The organism is Cellulosimicrobium sp. NPDC057127, from assembly GCF_042670945.1.
Taxonomy (GTDB): domain Bacteria; phylum Actinomycetota; class Actinomycetes; order Actinomycetales; family Cellulomonadaceae; genus Cellulosimicrobium.
Window position 1 is genome coordinate 137,646 of record NZ_JBHUUP010000008.1, and the last position, 17,292, is coordinate 154,937.

A 17,292-nucleotide genomic window follows, 5' to 3' on the forward strand; every position below is an offset into this window, starting at 1 on the left:
CTCCCGGGCGACCTCAGCTGCGCTCGCGGGCCCAGCGCTCGGCGTCGTCGAGCGCCCGGTCGAGGCTCCCGAGGAGCTCGGTGCTCGCGTCGACGACGGCGTCCTCGCCCAGCTGCGTGACCGTCCCCGTGCGTTCCAGGACGGCCCGCATCGAGGGGGTCACGCCTGCCAGCACGAGCCGGTTCCCCTGGTCCCGCAGCCGTCGGGCGGTGCGGTGCAGCAGCTCGACGACGGCCGACGACGGGATGTCCGGCAACGTCCGGAGCACGAGGACGAGCACGGCGCCGTGCGCACCGTCACCCCGGGGGAGGGCGCTCTCGATGCGGGGCAGCGCGGCGAAGAACGACGTCCCCGAGAAGTCGAGCACGGTGACCTCGCCGGACCGCAGGGTCGTCGGGAGCGTGCTCGACACGGTCCACCGGCCGTCGGGCCCGCGGACGAGCCGGCGCAGGTGTGCCTGCCGCGCGGCCTGGACGCAGTACAGCAGGAGCGAGAGGACGGCCCCGAGGACGATCGCCTGCTGGAGCGGGAGCTGCGTGGTCGCGAGGAACGTGAGCACCATCGCGGCCGAGGACAGCGGCGACGTGCGCAGGACGAGCAGGATCTCGCGTCGCTTCCCCCAGATGAGCTCGCCTCCGACGACGAGGATGAGCCCGCCGATCACGGCCATGGGGATGAGCTCGGCGACGCCGCCGAGCAGGAGCACGACGAGTGCGAGGAACGCGCCGCTCACCACACCGGCCCACCGCGTCCTGGCCCCCGCCTCGGCCGCGACGCCCGTGCGCGACATCGAGCCGCCGCTCGGCAGCGCCTGGAAGAAGCCTCCCGCCACGTTGGCCCATCCCTGGGACCGGAAGTCGGCGTTCGCGTCCGACCGCGAGCCGTCGGGGTTGGGGAGGGAGGGGGCGATGGAGGCCGCCTGGGCGAGCGCGACGAGCGCGACGGCGAACGCGCCCCCGACGAGCGAGGGCGCGACCGACACGTCCGGCAAGGACAGGCTCGGCAGCGCGGCCGGGATCGAGGCGATGTCCGCGACCTGCCGGACCTGGAGCCCGGTGGCGACCACGACGGCGCTCACCACGACCATGGCGACGAGCAGTGCCACGGGCACCAGTCGCCGCACCGAGCGGGCGAGCGCCCATGTCGCGACGGTGGCGACGGCGACGAGCGTCGTCGTCAGGTCCCACGACCCGACGTGGACGAGCCAGTCCCCGAGCTGGTAGAGGCGGTTGTGGCCCTGCGGTTCGTAGCCCGTGGCGTCGCCGAGGACCCCCGTGACGATCTGCAGCGCGATCCCGGTGGAGAAGCCGACCATGACGGCGTTCGACACGAAGCTGAGCACGGCGCCCAGCCGCAGGACGCCCAGGAGGAGCATCGCCAGCCCGACCATGATCGTCAGCGTCGCGACGTTCGCCGGGTCGGTCGGGTCGAGGCCCGCACCGGCGAGCACGCTCTGGGACGTGAGCGCGATGGCGCTCGTCAAGGTCGTGACCATGAGGACGGTCCGCGCCGTCAGCGACCCGACGATCGCGGGGACGACGCCCGCGTAGAGCCCGGCCACGGGGTTGAACCCCGCGATCGCGGCGTAGGCCATCCCCTCGGGGATCGAGAACAGGCCCGTGACCATGCCGGAGACGACGTCGGACCGCCGCGGCCGCCCGAGTCGGCGCCGGCGGGCGGAGCGGTCGGGTCGCGCGTCCCCAGGCACACGAGGAGAGAACCACGGCATCCCACGAGGTGCATCTCGGTTCCGGTGGCAGCCACGACGACGCGGCCATACCGTCGAGGCGCCCGCGACGGAGCGGGAGCACTGCGCACCATCGACCGGTACGACGGAAGTACGAGCGGAAGAGGTATGACGTGGCAACGCTGACCGTGTGGAAGTTCGACACCCCCGACGGCGCGCAGAGGGCCGAGGACGCCCTGCTCGCCTTGCAGAAGCAGGAGCTCATCCAGGTCCAGGACGCGGCGACGGTGTCCTGGGAGGAGGGCAAGAAGAAGCCCAGGACGCGGCAGGGCAACAACACGACCGCGGTCGGCGCGCTCGGCGGCACGTTCTGGGGCCTGCTGTTCGGCCTCATCTTCTTCGTCCCGCTGCTCGGCGCGGCGATCGGGGCCGCGTCCGGCGCGATCGCCGGCTCGCTGACGGACGTCGGCATCGACGACGACTTCATCGACTCGGTGCGCAGCAAGGTCACGCCGGGCACCTCGGCGCTGTTCGTCATGACGTCCGGCGCCGTGATCGACCGCGTGCACGACCAGCTCCAGGCCCAGGGCATCCACGGCGAGCTCATCCAGACCAACCTCTCCGCGGAGGAGGAGTCGAAGCTCCGCGCGGCGTTCGAGGAGAACGTCTGACCGACGACCGTCCCGCGTGACGCGGTGCCCGGCGCCCGAGGACCGGTACCGGGCACCGCGTCGCGCTCGTCCTGAGTCCGAGGAGGCGCCGTGGGCGCGGCGATCGGCCAGTCCTTGCCCGTCGCGGTGGGCGTGCTCGTCAGCCCGCTGCCCATCGTCGCGGTCGTGCTCATGCTCGTCAGCGGGCGCGCCCGCGCGAACGCGACCGCCTTCGTCGTCGTCTGGTTCGTCGCCGTCGGGGCGCTCGTGCTCGCCGTCGCCCTGCTCACCGGTGCCGCAGCTCCGGACGACGCCGGGCCGCCCACCTGGGTCGGCGTCGTCAAGCTCGTCCTCGGCGTCCTCCTTCTGCTGCTCGCGCTGCGGAAGTGGCAGGGCCGGCCGCGCGAGGGCGCCGAGCCCGCGACCCCGCGGTGGATGGCCGCGATCGACGCGTTCACGCCTGCGCGCGCGGCAGGCCTCGCCCTCCTGCTCGGGGCGGTCAACCCCAAGAACCTGCTGCTCGCGGTGTCCGGCGGCGCCGCGATCGGCTCGGCGGCGCCCGGCGACACCACGGCGGCGGTCGTCGCCGCGCTCGTGTTCGCGCTCGTCGCGTCGCTGGGCGTGGCGGCCCCCGTCGTCGTCTACCTGACGACGGGACCCCGGGCGGAGTCGCTGCTCGCCGGTCTGCGCACGTGGATGGTCCGCAACGACGCCGTCATCATGACCGTCCTGCTGCTGGTCCTGGGCGCGAAGATGATCGGGGACGGCCTCACGGCGCTGTGATCCCGTCGCGTCGGTGGTCCCGGGGCGTCAGTCGATCCCCTCGGCGCGCCGCTCGTCGACCTCGTCGGCCGCCTCCTGAGTGGCCCGGAGGTTCGCGCGGCGACGGTCCGACGTGCGGGGGTCGCGCGCGCCGGGCCGCCCGCCCTCCTCGCCGGGGTCGTGCAGCATGTGCGACTCGACGAGCTCGTGCCGCTGCAGGTACGTGTTCGCGACGGCCTGGATCGTCGCCGCGATCGGGAGCGAGAGGAACGCGCCGAGCGGGCCGAACACGGCGCCGAACCCGATGACGACGACGAAGCTGACGGCCGGGTTCATCTCCAGGGCACGGGCCGACACCTTGGGCGCGAAGTAGAGGTTCTCGAGCTGCTGGTACCCGATGATGAACGCGAGCACGCCGACCGCCTGCGGCACCCCCTGCGACGTGAGCGCGACGACGACGGGCAGCGCCCCGCCGATGTACGTGCCGATCGTCGGGACGAACTGCGAGACGACGCCGACGAACACGGCCAGGGGCACCGCGTACGGCGTCTGGAGGACGAGCAGGAAGACGAGCGTGAACGCGGTCGACAGCGCTGCGAGCACGATGCGCGAGTTGATGAAGTCGGAGACCTTGACCTGCGTGATCTCCCACAGCCGGAGCACCTCGGACTGCCGGTTCGGCGTCAGCCAGCGGCACACCGCCGCGCGGAACCGCGGGCCCGCCGCGAGCAGGTAGTACGTCACGAGCAGGATGGTGAGCGTCGCGAAGATCCCGCCCAGGATGGTCGACCCGACGAGGATCGCTCCGGAGGCGACGTCCTGGCCGAACTGCGTCGCGGCCTGGCGCAGGAGGTCGTCCGAGTCCGGGATCTGCACGTCGAAGCGCTGCGAGACCCAGCCCTGGGCGCTCGCGTACAGCTCGGGGACGTTCTCGACGAGCTGGACGAGCTGCTGCACGAAGAGGTTGCCGAACAGCGCGAGCACCACGGCGATGAGGACGAGGGACCCGAGGAGCGCGACCGCCGCGGCGACACCGCGGCGCCAGCCGTGCCGCACGAGCCACACGACGATCGGCTCCAGCGCGAGAGCGACGAAGAACGCGATGAGCAGGTTGACGCCGAGGCCCTCCAGGGCGCCGAGCGCGTACCAGGCGAAGATGCCGACGAACACGGTGACGACCGCGAGGACCAGCGCGCGCGGCAACCACCGCGGCGGGCGGCGCGAGTCGTGCTGCACGGGGCGGGTGCCGCCGTCCGGCACGCCGGCCCACGGGTCCGGCGGGCGGTGCTGGGTCTCGCCAGGCGCGTCGTGCGTCGTCATGAGGAGAAACGTAGTGCGCCGACCGCTCGTCCGGGCGGTCGGCGTGCCGCCGCGCTCCGGATGCCGTCCTGCGGGAGCGGTGCCACCATCGAGGCGCAACCTCGCACCGAATCGTCCGCTCGACCCCGGGAGGGTCGCATGGTCCGTACGTCGCAGGTCACCGGCTGGGTGGGATGGATCTGGTTCGCGGGCATCGTGCTCGTGACCATCGGCTTCTTCAACGCGATCAGCGGCCTCGTGGCCGTGTTCTCGCCGAACAGCCTCGTCGGCGTGACGGAGGCGGGCGTCGTCGTGCTCGACGTCTCCACGTGGGGGTGGATCCACCTCGTCATCGGGATCCTCCTCGTCATCACGGGATTCGCCCTGCTGTCGGGCCGCGGCTGGGCGCGCATGGTCGCGATCGTCCTCGTGGTCCTCAACGCGATCGCCCAGTTCACGACCCTCCAGCTCACCCCCTGGTGGTCGATCGTCACGATCCTGCTCGACGTCTTCGTGCTGTGGGCGCTCGTGGTCCACGGGGACGAGGCGGAGCGCGCGGCGCGCTGAGTCCGCCGCACCGGTGCCGTGAGCCCACCGGTCCTGTCCGTACCGCTCAGACCCGAGGAGCCCTGCATGGCCAGCTCGTCCTTCGGCCCCGTCGAGATCGTCGTCCTCGCCTTCCCGGCCGAACGGGTCCCGGCCGAGGTCCAGACCGCGGTGCGCGACGTCCTCGCAGCCGGCACCGTCACCCTCCTCGACCTCGCGGTCGTCCGCCGCGCGGAGAGCGGCGACGTCGAGGTCCTGGAGCTCGCCGACCTCGGTGACCACGTCGCGCTGACCGACGTCGTGCTCCCCGGTGCCGGGCTCGCCGGCGAGGAGGACCTCGACGAGGTGGCGGCAGGGCTGGCGCCGGGGACCAACGCGCTCGTGCTCGTCGTCGAGCACACGTGGGCGCGCGGCGTCCTCGGCGCGGCACGTGACGCGGGCGGCGTGGTGCTGCTCAGCGAACGCATTCCCGCCGAGGTGGTCAACGAGGTCGCCGCCCTCGCGGCCGCTCAGGACTGAAGCCAGGCCGCACCCACCTGCCGCTCTCGACCACCAAGGAGACACGTCCATGCCACTCGTCCGTCGCGTCGGACGGCCCGGCCTGCTGGGGACCGCAGCCCGGACCGCCGTCATCGCCGGGACCGCCCAGGCCACTGCGGGCGCGGTCCAGCGCCGCCAGGCCACGCGTGCCCAGCAGAGCTGGGAGCAGCAGCAGGCCGCCGCGCAGCAGGAGCAGGCTCGGCTGCAGGCCGCCGCCCAGCAGGCGGCGCAGTACTCCCCGCCAGCCGCACCACCGCCCGCCCCGGGAGGCGGCGACGACCTCCTGGCTCAGCTCGAGCGCCTCGGCCAGCTGCACGTGTCCGGCGTCCTCACCGACGCCGAGTTCGTCGCCGCCAAGGCGAAGCTGCTCGGCTGACGCCGCGCGCCCACCACACCCGCGACACGCGGCCCGAGAGACGAGGGAGCACGATGGCCACCTTCACCGTCTGGAAGTTCGACACGCCCCAGGGTGCCGACGGTGCGTCGGCGATCCTGCACGACGCCGCGTCGGCGGGGCACGTCCGCCTCGTCGACACCGCGGTCGTCTCGTGGCCCGAGGGCGCCGCGAAGCCGACGACCCGCCACGGCCACCAGGACGAGTGGCGCGGGACGGGCTGGGGCGCGTTCTGGGGACTGCTCCTCGGGACGCTCTTCCTCGTCCCGCTCGTCGGCGCCGCGGCGGGCGCGGCGGTCGGCGCGGCGTCGAAGGCCATGGCGGCCGTCGGCATCGACGCCGACCAGCTCGACCGCATCCGCGCCGGCGTCACCCCGGGGACGTCCGCGCTCTTCGTCGTCACCGAGGACGGCGACCTCGACGCCGTCGGCGAGCGCTTCCACGGGGTGCGCGGGACGCTCGTCGCGACCAACCTCACGGACGCCGAGCGGCACACCCTTCTCGAGACCTTCGGCTGAGCACGGACCGACCACCACCCGCCGGGAGGCACGCATGTCGACGACCAAGCCCGCCAGCCCCGCGATCGCCCGGCAGCAGGACGAGCTGCGGGACCGGTTGCCGTTCCACGACACCCAGGACCTCGACGACGCGGCGCGCGGCCTGGTCGCCCGCCGCGAGCCGGGCACCGTCACAGGCGCCGACGGCGCGGTCGTGTGGGACGGCGACACGTACGCCTTCCTCGACGGCGACGCCCCGGACACCGTCAACCCGAGCCTGTGGCGCCAGTCGAGGCTCGTCGCCCAGCAAGGCCTGTACGAGGTCGTCGAGGGCATCTACCAGGTGCGCGGGCTCGACCTGTCGAACGTCACGTTCGTCGAGGGCACCCAGGGCGTCGTCGTCATCGACCCGCTGATCTCCACGGAGACCGCCGCGGCGGCGCTCGCGCTCTACCGGGAGCACCGCGGGGACCGGCCCGTCACGGGGGTGATCTACACCCACTCCCACGTCGACCACTTCGGCGGGGTCAAGGGCGTCACGACGCAGGAGGACGTCGACGCCGGTCGCGTCCCGGTGCTCGCGCCGGCCGGGTTCGTCGAGCACGCCGTGGCCGAGAACGTGTACGCGGGCACGGCCATGGCCCGCCGCGCCGGCTACATGTACGGCGCCGCGCTCGCGCGCGGCCCCCAGGGCCAGGTCGGCGCCGGCCTGGGACAGACCACGTCCACCGGGACCGTGACGCTCGTCCCGCCCACGCTCGAGATCACGACGACGGGCCAGGAGGAGGTCGTCGACGGCGTGCGCATGGTGTTCCAGATGGCGCCCGGCACCGAGGCGCCGTCGGAGATGCTCTTCTACTTCCCGGACCACAAGGCCCTGTGCGCCGCGGAGGACGCGACCCGCACCCTGCACAACCTGCTGACGCTGCGTGGCGCACTCGTGCGCGACCCCAACGTCTGGGCCCGCTACCTCACCGAGACGATCGACCTGTGGGGTGCGGACGTCGAGGTGGTCTTCGCGTCGCACCACTGGCCGACGTGGGGCAACGAGCGTGCCGTCGAGTACCTGTCGCTGCAGCGCGACCTGTACGCCTACCTGCACGACCAGACGCTGCGGATGCTCAACCAGGGGCTGACCGGCACGGAGATCGCCGAGCAGCTCGTGCTGCCGCCGGTGCTCGAGAACGCCTGGCACGCCCGCGGTTACTACGGGTCCGTGAGCCACAACGTCAAGGCGATCTACCAGCGCTACATGGGCTGGTTCGACGGCAACCCCGCGCACCTGTGGGAGCACCCCCCGGTCGAGCGGGCCCGGCGCTACGTGGCGCTGGGCGGAGGCGCCGACGCGGTCGTCGAGACGGCGCGCGCGGCGGCCGACGACGGCGACCACCGCTGGGCGGCCGAGCTCCTCAACCACGTCGTCTTCGCCGAGCCCGACCACGCCGCGGCCCGCGACGCGCTCGCGGACACGTACGAACAGCTCGGCTACGGCGCGGAGAACGGGACCTGGCGCAACTTCTACCTGTCCGGGGCCACCGAGCTCCGGCAGGGGCCGTTCGGCACGCCGACGCAGACGAGCTCGCCCGACATGGTGGGCCAGCTGTCGCCGTCGATGCTGTTCGACGCCCTCGCCGTCCAGGTCGACGGCCCGCGCGCGTGGGACGCGGACATCACGGTCGACGTCGTGCTGACGGACTCGGACGAGCGCTACCGGGTCCGCCTGCGCAACGGCGTGCTCACCCACAGCGCGGCACCCCAGCGCGGGGAGGCCCAGGCGACGCTCACGGCGCCGCGGCGCGCGCTACCGGTCCTCGCGCTCGGTGACCTCTCGCCGGAACGGCTCGCCGGCGTGGGGATCCAGGTCGACGGCGACGCCTCGGTGCTCGACCGGCTGGGCGCGGTGCTCGACCCGGGCGACCCCGACTTCGCCATCGTCACGCCGTAGACGAGGACCGCCGTTCGCCGCGACGTCTGCCGGAGCCTGTGGCACTGTCGAGACGACGGCGCGGTGCACGAGGGCGTGCGCCGGCAGGGGCATGTGACCGAGAGGCACCTCGATGGCGCATCGACGGGCGACGGGATACGGCACGACTCGAGCTGCGCAGACGCGGCACCGACGGCACGCGCGTCGTCAGCGACGCGGGTGGGCCGCGCTCGGCGCCGCGGCGCTGGCGCTGCCGCTCGCGCTCGTCCCGGCCGCGCCGGCGGCGGCGGCCTCGTGGGGCATCCAGAAGACGGAGGTCAGCGTCGGGCCGTACGAGCCGGGCGAGGACGTGCAGTGGGCCGTCACCGTCTCGTGCTCGGACCCGAACGCCGACCCGTGCGTCCCGACGACGCTCACCGACCCGCTGCCGGACGGTCTGGAGCTGGTGACCGCGTCGATCCAGAGCCAGGGCGGCGCGACCGGCGGGGAGCTCGTCGCCGACACGGAGACCGACACGGTCACGTACACGGCGGACGGCGTGCCCAACGGCGACCAGGTCCAGATCCTCGTCACGGCGCAGGTCGACCCGGACCTGCCGTACAGCCAGGACGGCGTCCCGATCACCAACACCGCGACGGTGGTCTCGGACAACGCGGCGCAGCAGTCGGCGTCGGACGCCGTCACCCCGGAGGTCCCGCTCGTCATCGGGTCGAGCACGACCAAGGAGATCGAGCCCCCGACCGCGATCGCGAGCCCGGGCACGGCCGCGACCATCACGCTCGGCAGCACGAGCACGTCGAACGACCCGGTCGACACCCTCGTCGTCCAGGACCCGGTCGACCCGACGGCGGACCCGAGCCCGTTCACGTACCTCACGTACGCCGGCACGGGCGAGATCACGTACCCGCCGAACGCGGACACGGTCGTCGAGGAGTACTGGGACGGCGACTCCTGGGAGCCGCTCGACGACAGCGTCGACCCCGCCGCCGTCCAGGGCGTGCGCTACACCTTCAGCGGCGACATCCAGCCCGGCGCCACGGCGAGCGTGCCGGTGGACGTGGTGCAGAGCGAGGCCGTCACCACGCTGACCGGGCCGACGACGGTCACCAACGACGCGTCGTCGTACGTCACGCACGCGGGCGTCGACCCGTCGACGCCGACGACGGCGTCCGACACCTACGTCATCACGCCCCCGAACAACAGCGTCACCCCGACGAAGACGTTCAGCCCCGCGACCGTGAGCGCCGGTGAACCCACCACGGTCACCCTCGGCGCGACGAACGACGGCGACCCGACCACGTCGCTCACGATCACGGAGCCGTCGCCCGGGACGGACAGCCCGTTCGAGGGCGACGACCCGCTCACGTTCACGGGCTGGGGCACGGACGGGGCGGGCGCCGGGGTGGTGTGGCCCGCGGACGCCGACGCGGCCTCCGTCACGTTCACGTGCGCGGACGGCACGACGACCGACCCGATCGCCGCGACGGCGCCGGACACGCTGCCGGACCCCCCTGCCGGCTGCACGGTGGTGGGGTTCTCGGTCGAGTTCACGGGCGACGTCGTCACCGGGGCGACGGCGACGATCCCGTTCACCGCGGACACCGACGCCGACCAGGCCGAGGACGACGTCGTCCACCCCAACGAGATCACCGCCGTCATCCCGAACGACAGCGCGACGGCCTCCGCGGACCTGACGACGCTGACGGACCGCCTCGCGACCGTGACGACCAAGTCGATCTCGCCGTCGGAGGTCCCCGCGCTGCCGGGACAGAGCGTCGTCGTGGCGCTCCCGACCCAGCTCCTGCCCTTCGGCCCGGACGGGTCGACCACCGGCGCCGACCAGGTGGTCGTCCAGGACCCGACGGACCCGGCGGCCCCGGACGAGTTCTGGGACGACTTCACCGCGACGGCGGTCCGGTCCACCGACGTGCCCGGCGGGACGGAGCTGACCGTCAACTACTGGGACGGGACCGCGTGGGTCGAGGCGCCCGGCTGCGGCAGCCCGGTCGAGGGCGCGGCGACGGTCAACTGCGACCTGCCCGACGACGCCCAGGGCGTCCAGTTCGTCTACGACAGCACGACGGAGGACGGCATCCCGCCGGGGACGAGCTTCGCGCCGAACGTCGTCGCGACCTACGACGGCGCCGAGGACCGGGACGCGCCCTACACCAACTGCGGGGCCTCCAGCGCCTCCTCCGGCACGGTGCCCCCCACGGAGCCGGCCGAGGGCTGCGCCGTGGTGGACCCGTTCCCGGTGCCGACCGGCCCCGGTGAGCTGGACCTCGTCGCGAAGGACTTCCTCGCGCCCCCGGGGCAGGAGCAGGAGCCGTACACGCTGCGGGCCCGGACGCAGGACACGATCACCGCGCAGATCACCTGGTCGACGAACGGGTTCACCGGTGTCGACCCGATGGTGATCAGCGACACCGCCGACCCGGTCGCGGCCGACGACCCGGCGATCGCGGGCTCGTTCTACGACGCCTTCGACCTGACCCGGGTCGAGGCGATCGACCCGTCGGTGGACCCCCTCATGGTGTACGACGCGGTCACCGGGGTGGAGCTCTTCGTGGACGGCGCGTGGGTCGACGCCACGGGCGACCCGTGCAGCGTGGACGCGCCGTGCACGACGTCGTTCCCGGGGTACACCCTGACGGCCGACGAGCAGGAGAGCGCGACCTCGGTGCGGCTGACCTACACCGAGTCCCCGACCCGGGCCGAGTTCCCGGCCGACCCGACGCAGCCGGCGCAGGGGGACGGCGTCGCCCGCTCGACGCTGTCGGACGGGCGGCACCTGGACCTCACGTTCCGGCTCCGCGACGACAAGCGCAGCGACGGCTCCCCGGTGCTGGGCGTCGAGAACGGGACGCTGTACAACACCGACGACCCCGGCCTCGTCAACGACACCGCCCGCGCCACGGCGACCTTCCAGGGAACCGACCGCACGGACACCGCCGCCGACGACGTGCTGATCCTCGACACGCCCATCAACGTCGGCATCACCAAGGAGTGGACCGGGGGCCCGTTGTCCGTCCCGCCGGAGGGCACGCCGGACTCGGCGTACCCGTCGACGCACGTCGTCGTCACGGGGGTGAACAACTCGGTCGCGCGGGTGGACACCGTGCGGATCGCCGAGCCGTCGACGGCGAACGACGGCGGCGTCGTCGCGCCCGAGACGGCCGACGGCACCCGGCCGTTCGACGCGTTCACCCTCACCGCCGTCGACATCGCCCCGCCGGAGGGGACCGTGACGACCACCGTCACGCTGACGTCCGTGGGCGGCGGCGTCGACACGTTCACGGAGGCGGAGGCGGAAGCACTCACCCCGGCCGACCTCGAGGACGTGGTCGGCGTGGAGGTGGAGTTCGACGGACGCGTGGTCTCTCAGGGCGAGGGCGTGCTCGACCTGACCCTCCTGCTGCGCGAGCTCGACCGGTACACCGGTGAGCGGATCACGGTGGACGACTCGCCGGTGCCGAACAGCGCCGGTGCGGAGGTCGCCGACCCGGGCGGCACGGCGGAACAGAGCCCGCAGGCCTGGGACACCGCCGCCATGGAGCTCCAGGACGCGGCGATCTCCCTCGAGCAGACCAAGTCTTTCGACCCGGCCACGATCGTCGAGCCCGGCTCCGACGCCGAGACGAACCCGACCTCCGTCCTGACGATCACCGGCCGGCCGACCGGACCGTCGCGCGCCGTCGAGATGACCCTGACCGACGTCGACGGCAGCTTCTGGAACCAGTACGACCTCGTGGACCTCGACGGCTCGGCCCTGGTCACCCCGATCGACCAGGTGCAGGTGGACGCCTGCACCGGGGGCACCTACGACGAGGCGACCGACTCGTTCCCCGACTGCACCTGGACCGACGGCGAGCCGGCGGGCACGTTCGCCCTGCCCGCCGGCGTCGACGCGGCCGACGTCACGGGGCTGCGCTTCACGTTCACCCGCGAGGACGGCGCCATCTGGGAGAACCCGGCCAACCCGACGCAGCCCGTGGCCCTCACCGTCCAGGTGCGGGACACCCTGCGCTCCGACCCGTCGACGCCCGTGCCCAGCGACCTCGCGGAGAACGCCCCGGCGCCCGGAGAGGACGCACCGGGCATCGCGACCAACGACGTGACCTCGACCGTCACGGGAGCGGACCTCGTGCCCGACCCGGACGACCCGGAGAACCCGGCCCCGGTGACCAGCGAGGCCGACGCGACGTCGTCGATCACGTACCAGCACACCGAGAACGGTGTGAACATCGTCAAGGACTTCGGCGGCGTGGTGACCGGCGGCACGCAGTCGCCCGACGCGGTGTTCCCCCTGAACATCACGGTGACGAACGTCGGCAACCGGCCGGTCTACGACCCGGTGGTCGTCGACGACCCGATGCCCTCCGACGCCGACGGGCCGCAGCTCCGTCGAGCCGATGGGGTCGAGGAGGTGTACTCCTACGCGCTGTCGGACGGCGAGAGGACCCCGGACGTCCCCAACGGCACACCGATGCCGACCACGGACGCCGGGACGGCCGACCAGGTGGTCGTCGACGCCGACGGCAACCTCTCGGCGCTGACGTTCACCTTCCCGGAGGGCACCGTCCTCGAGGTCGACCAGAGCTACACGATCACGGTCATGGTGCAGTTCCGCGTGACCCTGCCCGCGAACACCGTCGTGCAGAACACGGCCGGCGTGACCGGGGACCGGCCGTGGGACGTGTGCCAGACGGGTCCGCTGGACGAACCCGTGGACGGACGGCTCGACGAGGAGAGCGGCGCGTGCGAGGCGGACGCCGACGTCACGCCGATCCCGTCGGCGGTGCTCGCCCAGTCCAAGTCCGTCAAGGCCACCGACGACGACGAGCTCGGCCTCGTCGTCGACCCGGACGCGCCGGGCGGCGCGGACCCCGAGGACTGCGTCCCGGACGAGTCCGGTTTCTACGCCTACCCGTGCGCGCCGGTCATCGTCCCGGGGCACGACGAGACGTGGCGCATCCGCGTCGACAACGTGGGCAACCTGCCGCTGGACAAGGTCGTCGTCTACGACCGGCTGCCGACGCCCGGCGACGTCTCCTCGTACGTCCAGGAGGGCCAGGAGCCGTCGCCGCGCGGCTCGCAGTGGGCGCCGATCCTCACGAACGACCCGCCGCCGCAGCTCGTCAACGCCCCGGCCGGGAGCACGACGACGTTCTACTACACCACCGTGGACGACTACTGCATGGACGACATCGGGCTCCCGATGACCGAGCCGTGCTCGGACGACCCGGCCGCCGGTGGGTGGGCGGAGCTCGTCCCCGGCACGAGCGACGAGACCTACGCGCAGATCACCGCCATCAAGGCCGTGGTCGTCATGGCCGAGGACGCTCTCTTCCGGCCGGGTCAGTTCATCGCGCTCGAGGGCACCACGACGACCCCTCCCGAGATCCCCGAGGCGGGCGACCGGGCCCTCGCGTGGAACTCGGCCGCCGCGTCGGGCGTCGCGCTGTCGCAGGCCGGCGTCCGGTTCGAGCTGCTGCCCACCGAGGGCGTCAAGGTGGGCGTCGCGACGGCGTCCGGCCCGCTCGAGGTGGACAAGGCCGTGATCGGCGAGGGAGCCGGGTACGCGCCCGCGTCGTTCGACCTGACCGTGCGGTGCACGTCAGCCGTGGGGACGTGGGTCGAGACCGTCCTCGACCCGATCCCGGTCACGGTCGTGCCGGGGACGCCCGTGACCGTGCCCGACCTGCCCTACGGGGCCGAGTGCACCCTCACGGAGGACGCGGGCGCGGGCCAGACCGCGCTCCTCGTCGACCCGGTGACGATCGACAGCGAGACGGTGGACGAGGACCCGACGACCATCATGGCCGTCAACGTCTACAGCCTCTCGAGCATGGAGCTGTCCAAGGAGGTCGTGACGGACGCCGTCGACCAGGACGGCGAACCGGTGCCGTTCGGGCCGTTCGAGGCGACGGTCGAGTGCACGTTCCTCGGCGAGCCCGTCTACGCGGACGGGTACGGCCCCCTCGACCCGATGGTCGTGACCATCGAGGACGGCGAGACGGTCGAGCTGACGGGCCTGCCCGTGAACTCCGAGTGCACGGTGACGGAGACGGGCACCGGCAACGCGTCGTCGACCACGATCACCGTCCAGCACGGTCAGCAGGAGCCGGTCGTCACCGACGGCACGAGCGCCGGGCTGACCCTCGCGAGCGACGTCGTCGGCGTCCCGCGCAACGCCGTCACCCTGACCAACACCTATGACGTCGGCGTCCTCGACCTGCTGAAGATCGTCGACGGCGAGGGGGCCGAGGCGTACGGGCAGGGCCCGTTCCCCATCGACGTGGTGTGCACGTTCGACGACGACGGCGACGGTCCTGGGGAGCCCCGCACCGTCTACGACAGCACCGTGGTGCTGGGCGGTGGGGGCCCGCTCACGGCGCAGGTCGCGAACCTGCCTGCGGGGGCGGAGTGCGACGTCACGGAGACCGACGACGCCGGCGCGACAGGGGCGGTCGTCGTGCCGTCGACGATCACCGTGGACGCGGACGAGCCGGCGCAGGTCGTCGTGACGAACACGTTCGACGTCGGGTCGGTCGAGGTGGACAAGGAGCTCGCCGGGCTCGGCGCGTTGTACGGCCCCGGCCCGTTCGAGGTCGAGCTCGCGTGCACCTACGAGGACGTCGCGCTGACGATCCCGGGCGGCGGGACGCGCGAGCTCGTCCCGGGCGACCCCGTCCTCTACGACGGCCTGCCGGTCGGGTCGGTCTGCGCCGTGACGGAGACGGACACCTTCGGGGCCTCGTCCACGACGATCACCGTCGACGGCGGCGAGCTCGTCGAGGGGACCACCGTGGACGACGTCGTGGTGCCGCCCGCCGACGACGGCGAGCCGACGACCGTGACGGTCACCGTGACGAACACGTTCCTCACGGCCCCGCTCGTGGTCCGGAAGGTGGTGGACGGCGCCGGGGCAACCTTCGCCCCGGCGATGCCCGACCTGCCGCCGCTGCCCGAGGTCCCTGACGGTCCGGTCGACCCCGCCGAGCTCGCGCGGCTCCTCCAGGAGGTCGAGGACCTCCTCGCGACGGTGCCGTTCGCCGAGCTCCCCTACGCGGTCTCGATCGAGTGCACGACGGCGCTGGGCACGCCCGTGACGACGATCCCGGGCGGTCCGGAGCGGCGGTTCGGCCCCGGCGTCCCCGCGGTGTACTTCGGGCTGCAGGACGGCGACGAGTGCACCGTCACCGAGACGGAGACCGGTGGTGCGACCGCCGTGTCGGTCGAGCCCGACCCGGTCGTGGTGGACGGCACCGCCACGCTCCAGGAGCCGGTCGAGGTCGTCGTGACGAACACGTTCGAGGCCGGGCAGGTCGTCGTGCGCAAGATCCTCGACGGTGCCGGTGCGGGGGCGCACGAGGACGACACGTTCGTCGTCGCGCTCGCGTGCACGCAGGACGTGGACGGTGTCGAGACCCCGGTCGTGATCCCGGGTGGCGCGGAGCGCGCGCTCTCCGCCGCGGACGGCTGGACCGCCGTCTACGAGCTGGTGCCGCAGGGCGCGACGTGCGCCCTCGCGGAGACCGGCTCCGGCGACGCGGAGTCCGTCGAGATCGTCGTCGACGGCGCGTCGGTGCGGACCGACCCGGCGGACGGCGTCCCGACCTCCCCCACGTTCGTCGTCCCCGCTGGCGACGACGCGCGGGTCGACGTGGCCGTGATGAACACGTTCGCCGCTGAGGACGTCCCGCCGGACACCGGCGGCGGGGGATGGCTGCCGCGGACGGGTTCGACCGTGGTCGCGGCGACCGCGCTGGCCGTCCTCCTGCTCGCGGCGGGCGCGATGCTCGTGGCCCTCCGCCGACGCACGTCGCCGTGAGGCGGCGTCGGGTCAGGCCCGCTCGTCGAGCCGCGGCGGCAGCCCGAACAGCGGGAACCATGCCGCCGTGTCGAGGAACGCGTTGATCGCCACGACGCGCCCGCCCTCGGTCTCGATCACCTGCAGCGCCCACGGCTCGTAGCCGCCGCCCTCGGCGCGGCGGTACTGGCCGAACCCGAAGGTGCCGTTGACCGCGACCGGGACCAGGCGCGAGCCCTCGCACTCCCACCCCGGCCCGACCATCCAGCGCACGATGTCGTCGGTGCCGCGCATCCACAGCGGGTACGGCGGCATGGACAGCGTCGCGTCCTCGTGCAGGAGCGCGACGAGAGCGTCCATGTCGTACCGCTCGAACGCGTCGAGGTAGCGCTCGAGCAGCAGCTTCTCCTCGGCGCCGAGCTGCTGCCCGCCGGAGGCAGCGGGACCGACGCCCGCGCCGCCGGGCGCGGAGCCGTCGGGACCTGCCGACCCGTCGTCGACCCCGGAGCTGTCCCAGTGCGCGCGCGCCGCCATCGTCGCCCGCGCCCGCTGGAGCGCGCTGTTCACCGACGCCACCGTCGTGTCGAGCAGCTCGGCGACCTCGCTCGCCTGCCACCGCAGGACCTCACGCAGCAGCAGCACGGCGCGCTGCTTCGGCGGGAGGTACTGCAATGCGGCGACGAACGCGAGGCGGATGCTCTCGCGCCCGACCGCCACCTGCGCCGGGTCGCCGTCATGGGGCAGCACACGGTCGTCCGGGACCGGCTCGACCCAGGTCTCCTCGGGGAGCACCTGCCCCAGGTTCTCCACCTCGGCCGGCTGCGGACCGCCCAGCCCCATCGGCCGCTCCCGGCGCTTGCGCGCCGCGAGCATGTCGAAGCACACGTTCGTCGTGATCCGGTAGAGCCACGAGCGCAGCGACGAACGGCCCTCGAAGCGGTCGTACGAACGCCAGGCGCGCAGCAGCGCCTCCTGCACCGCGTCGTCGGCCTCGAACGCCGAGCCGAGCATGCGGTAGCAGTAGCCCGTGAGCTCGCGGCGGTAGCCGGCGAGGGCGGCGTCGAGCTCGTCGCGTGCCGGCAGGTCCGCGGCGGGGGGTGCGCAGTCGGTCGCCGCGGGGGTGCTCGCAGGGCGGTCGACGGGAAGGACGACGTCGGTCATGGCGGCTGCCTCTCCGGGG

11 protein-coding genes are annotated in these 17,292 nt (G+C 73.2%); 8 read left to right on the top strand and 3 right to left on the bottom strand.

Annotation, left to right across the window (positions count from 1 at the left end; all coding sequences use genetic code 11):
- Positions 1–13: 13 nt before the first annotated feature.
- The gene (locus tag ACFTZA_RS10080) at positions 14–1,729 is read right to left on the bottom strand and encodes a SulP family inorganic anion transporter (RefSeq protein ID WP_378193645.1); all 1,716 of its coding nucleotides are present in this window, start codon (positions 1,727–1,729) and stop codon (positions 14–16) included.
- A gap of 131 nt (positions 1,730–1,860) precedes the next feature.
- On the opposite strand from ACFTZA_RS10080, the gene ACFTZA_RS10085 reads away from it, so the two are divergent.
- Positions 1,861–2,358, top strand: coding sequence for a DUF1269 domain-containing protein (locus ACFTZA_RS10085; protein WP_378193648.1), 498 nt, complete (start codon positions 1,861–1,863; stop codon positions 2,356–2,358).
- 90 nt (positions 2,359–2,448) lie between these two features.
- Entirely contained in the window at positions 2,449–3,120 is a 672-nt protein-coding gene (locus ACFTZA_RS10090; RefSeq protein ID WP_378193651.1) for a GAP family protein, read from the top strand.
- 27 nt (positions 3,121–3,147) lie between these two features.
- On the opposite strand, the gene ACFTZA_RS10095 is transcribed toward ACFTZA_RS10090, so the two are convergent.
- A complete protein-coding gene (locus ACFTZA_RS10095) occupies positions 3,148–4,419 on the bottom strand; it encodes an AI-2E family transporter (RefSeq protein WP_378193654.1) in 1,272 nt (423 codons plus the stop codon).
- A 138-nt stretch (positions 4,420–4,557) separates the two neighbouring features.
- Between ACFTZA_RS10095 and ACFTZA_RS10100 the strand changes: the two genes are divergently transcribed.
- From ACFTZA_RS10100 to ACFTZA_RS10125, 6 genes are all read left to right on the top strand, one after another.
- Positions 4,558–4,965: a hypothetical protein gene (locus ACFTZA_RS10100; protein ID WP_378193657.1), complete on the top strand. Its 408-nt coding sequence runs from the start codon at positions 4,558–4,560 to the stop codon at positions 4,963–4,965.
- Between the two features lie 66 nt (positions 4,966–5,031).
- The gene (locus ACFTZA_RS10105; protein ID WP_378193661.1) at positions 5,032–5,463 is read left to right on the top strand and encodes a DUF6325 family protein; all 432 of its coding nucleotides are present in this window, start codon (positions 5,032–5,034) and stop codon (positions 5,461–5,463) included.
- 49 nt (positions 5,464–5,512) lie between these two features.
- Positions 5,513–5,860, top strand: a complete 348-nt coding sequence (locus tag ACFTZA_RS10110; RefSeq protein WP_378193664.1) for an SHOCT domain-containing protein — start codon at positions 5,513–5,515, stop codon at positions 5,858–5,860.
- A gap of 53 nt (positions 5,861–5,913) precedes the next feature.
- Entirely contained in the window at positions 5,914–6,396 is a 483-nt protein-coding gene (locus ACFTZA_RS10115; protein WP_378193667.1) for a DUF1269 domain-containing protein, read from the top strand.
- Positions 6,397–6,430: 34 nt separating this feature from the next.
- A complete protein-coding gene (locus tag ACFTZA_RS10120) occupies positions 6,431–8,320 on the top strand; it encodes an alkyl/aryl-sulfatase (RefSeq protein ID WP_378193670.1) in 1,890 nt (629 codons plus the stop codon).
- 112 nt (positions 8,321–8,432) lie between these two features.
- Positions 8,433–16,133, top strand: coding sequence for a DUF5979 domain-containing protein (locus ACFTZA_RS10125; RefSeq protein WP_378193673.1), 7,701 nt, complete (start codon positions 8,433–8,435; stop codon positions 16,131–16,133).
- A 12-nt stretch (positions 16,134–16,145) separates the two neighbouring features.
- Here the strand turns inward: ACFTZA_RS10125 and ACFTZA_RS10130 are convergent, their stop codons facing one another.
- Entirely contained in the window at positions 16,146–17,273 is a 1,128-nt protein-coding gene (locus ACFTZA_RS10130) for a sigma-70 family RNA polymerase sigma factor (RefSeq protein ID WP_378193676.1), read from the bottom strand.
- Positions 17,274–17,292: the final 19 nt, after the last annotated feature.

Coding starts and splice junctions, on each gene's coding strand:
- ACFTZA_RS10080 (WP_378193645.1), bottom strand. CDS start 1,729: ATGCCGTGGTTCTCTCCTCGTGTGCCTGGGGACGCGCGACCCGACCGC.
- ACFTZA_RS10095 (WP_378193654.1), bottom strand. CDS start 4,419: ATGACGACGCACGACGCGCCTGGCGAGACCCAGCACCGCCCGCCGGAC.
- ACFTZA_RS10100 (WP_378193657.1), top strand. CDS start 4,558: ATGGTCCGTACGTCGCAGGTCACCGGCTGGGTGGGATGGATCTGGTTC.
- ACFTZA_RS10105 (WP_378193661.1), top strand. CDS start 5,032: ATGGCCAGCTCGTCCTTCGGCCCCGTCGAGATCGTCGTCCTCGCCTTC.
- ACFTZA_RS10110 (WP_378193664.1), top strand. CDS start 5,513: ATGCCACTCGTCCGTCGCGTCGGACGGCCCGGCCTGCTGGGGACCGCA.
- ACFTZA_RS10115 (WP_378193667.1), top strand. CDS start 5,914: ATGGCCACCTTCACCGTCTGGAAGTTCGACACGCCCCAGGGTGCCGAC.
- ACFTZA_RS10120 (WP_378193670.1), top strand. CDS start 6,431: ATGTCGACGACCAAGCCCGCCAGCCCCGCGATCGCCCGGCAGCAGGAC.
- ACFTZA_RS10125 (WP_378193673.1), top strand. CDS start 8,433: ATGGCGCATCGACGGGCGACGGGATACGGCACGACTCGAGCTGCGCAG.
- ACFTZA_RS10130 (WP_378193676.1), bottom strand. CDS start 17,273: ATGACCGACGTCGTCCTTCCCGTCGACCGCCCTGCGAGCACCCCCGCG.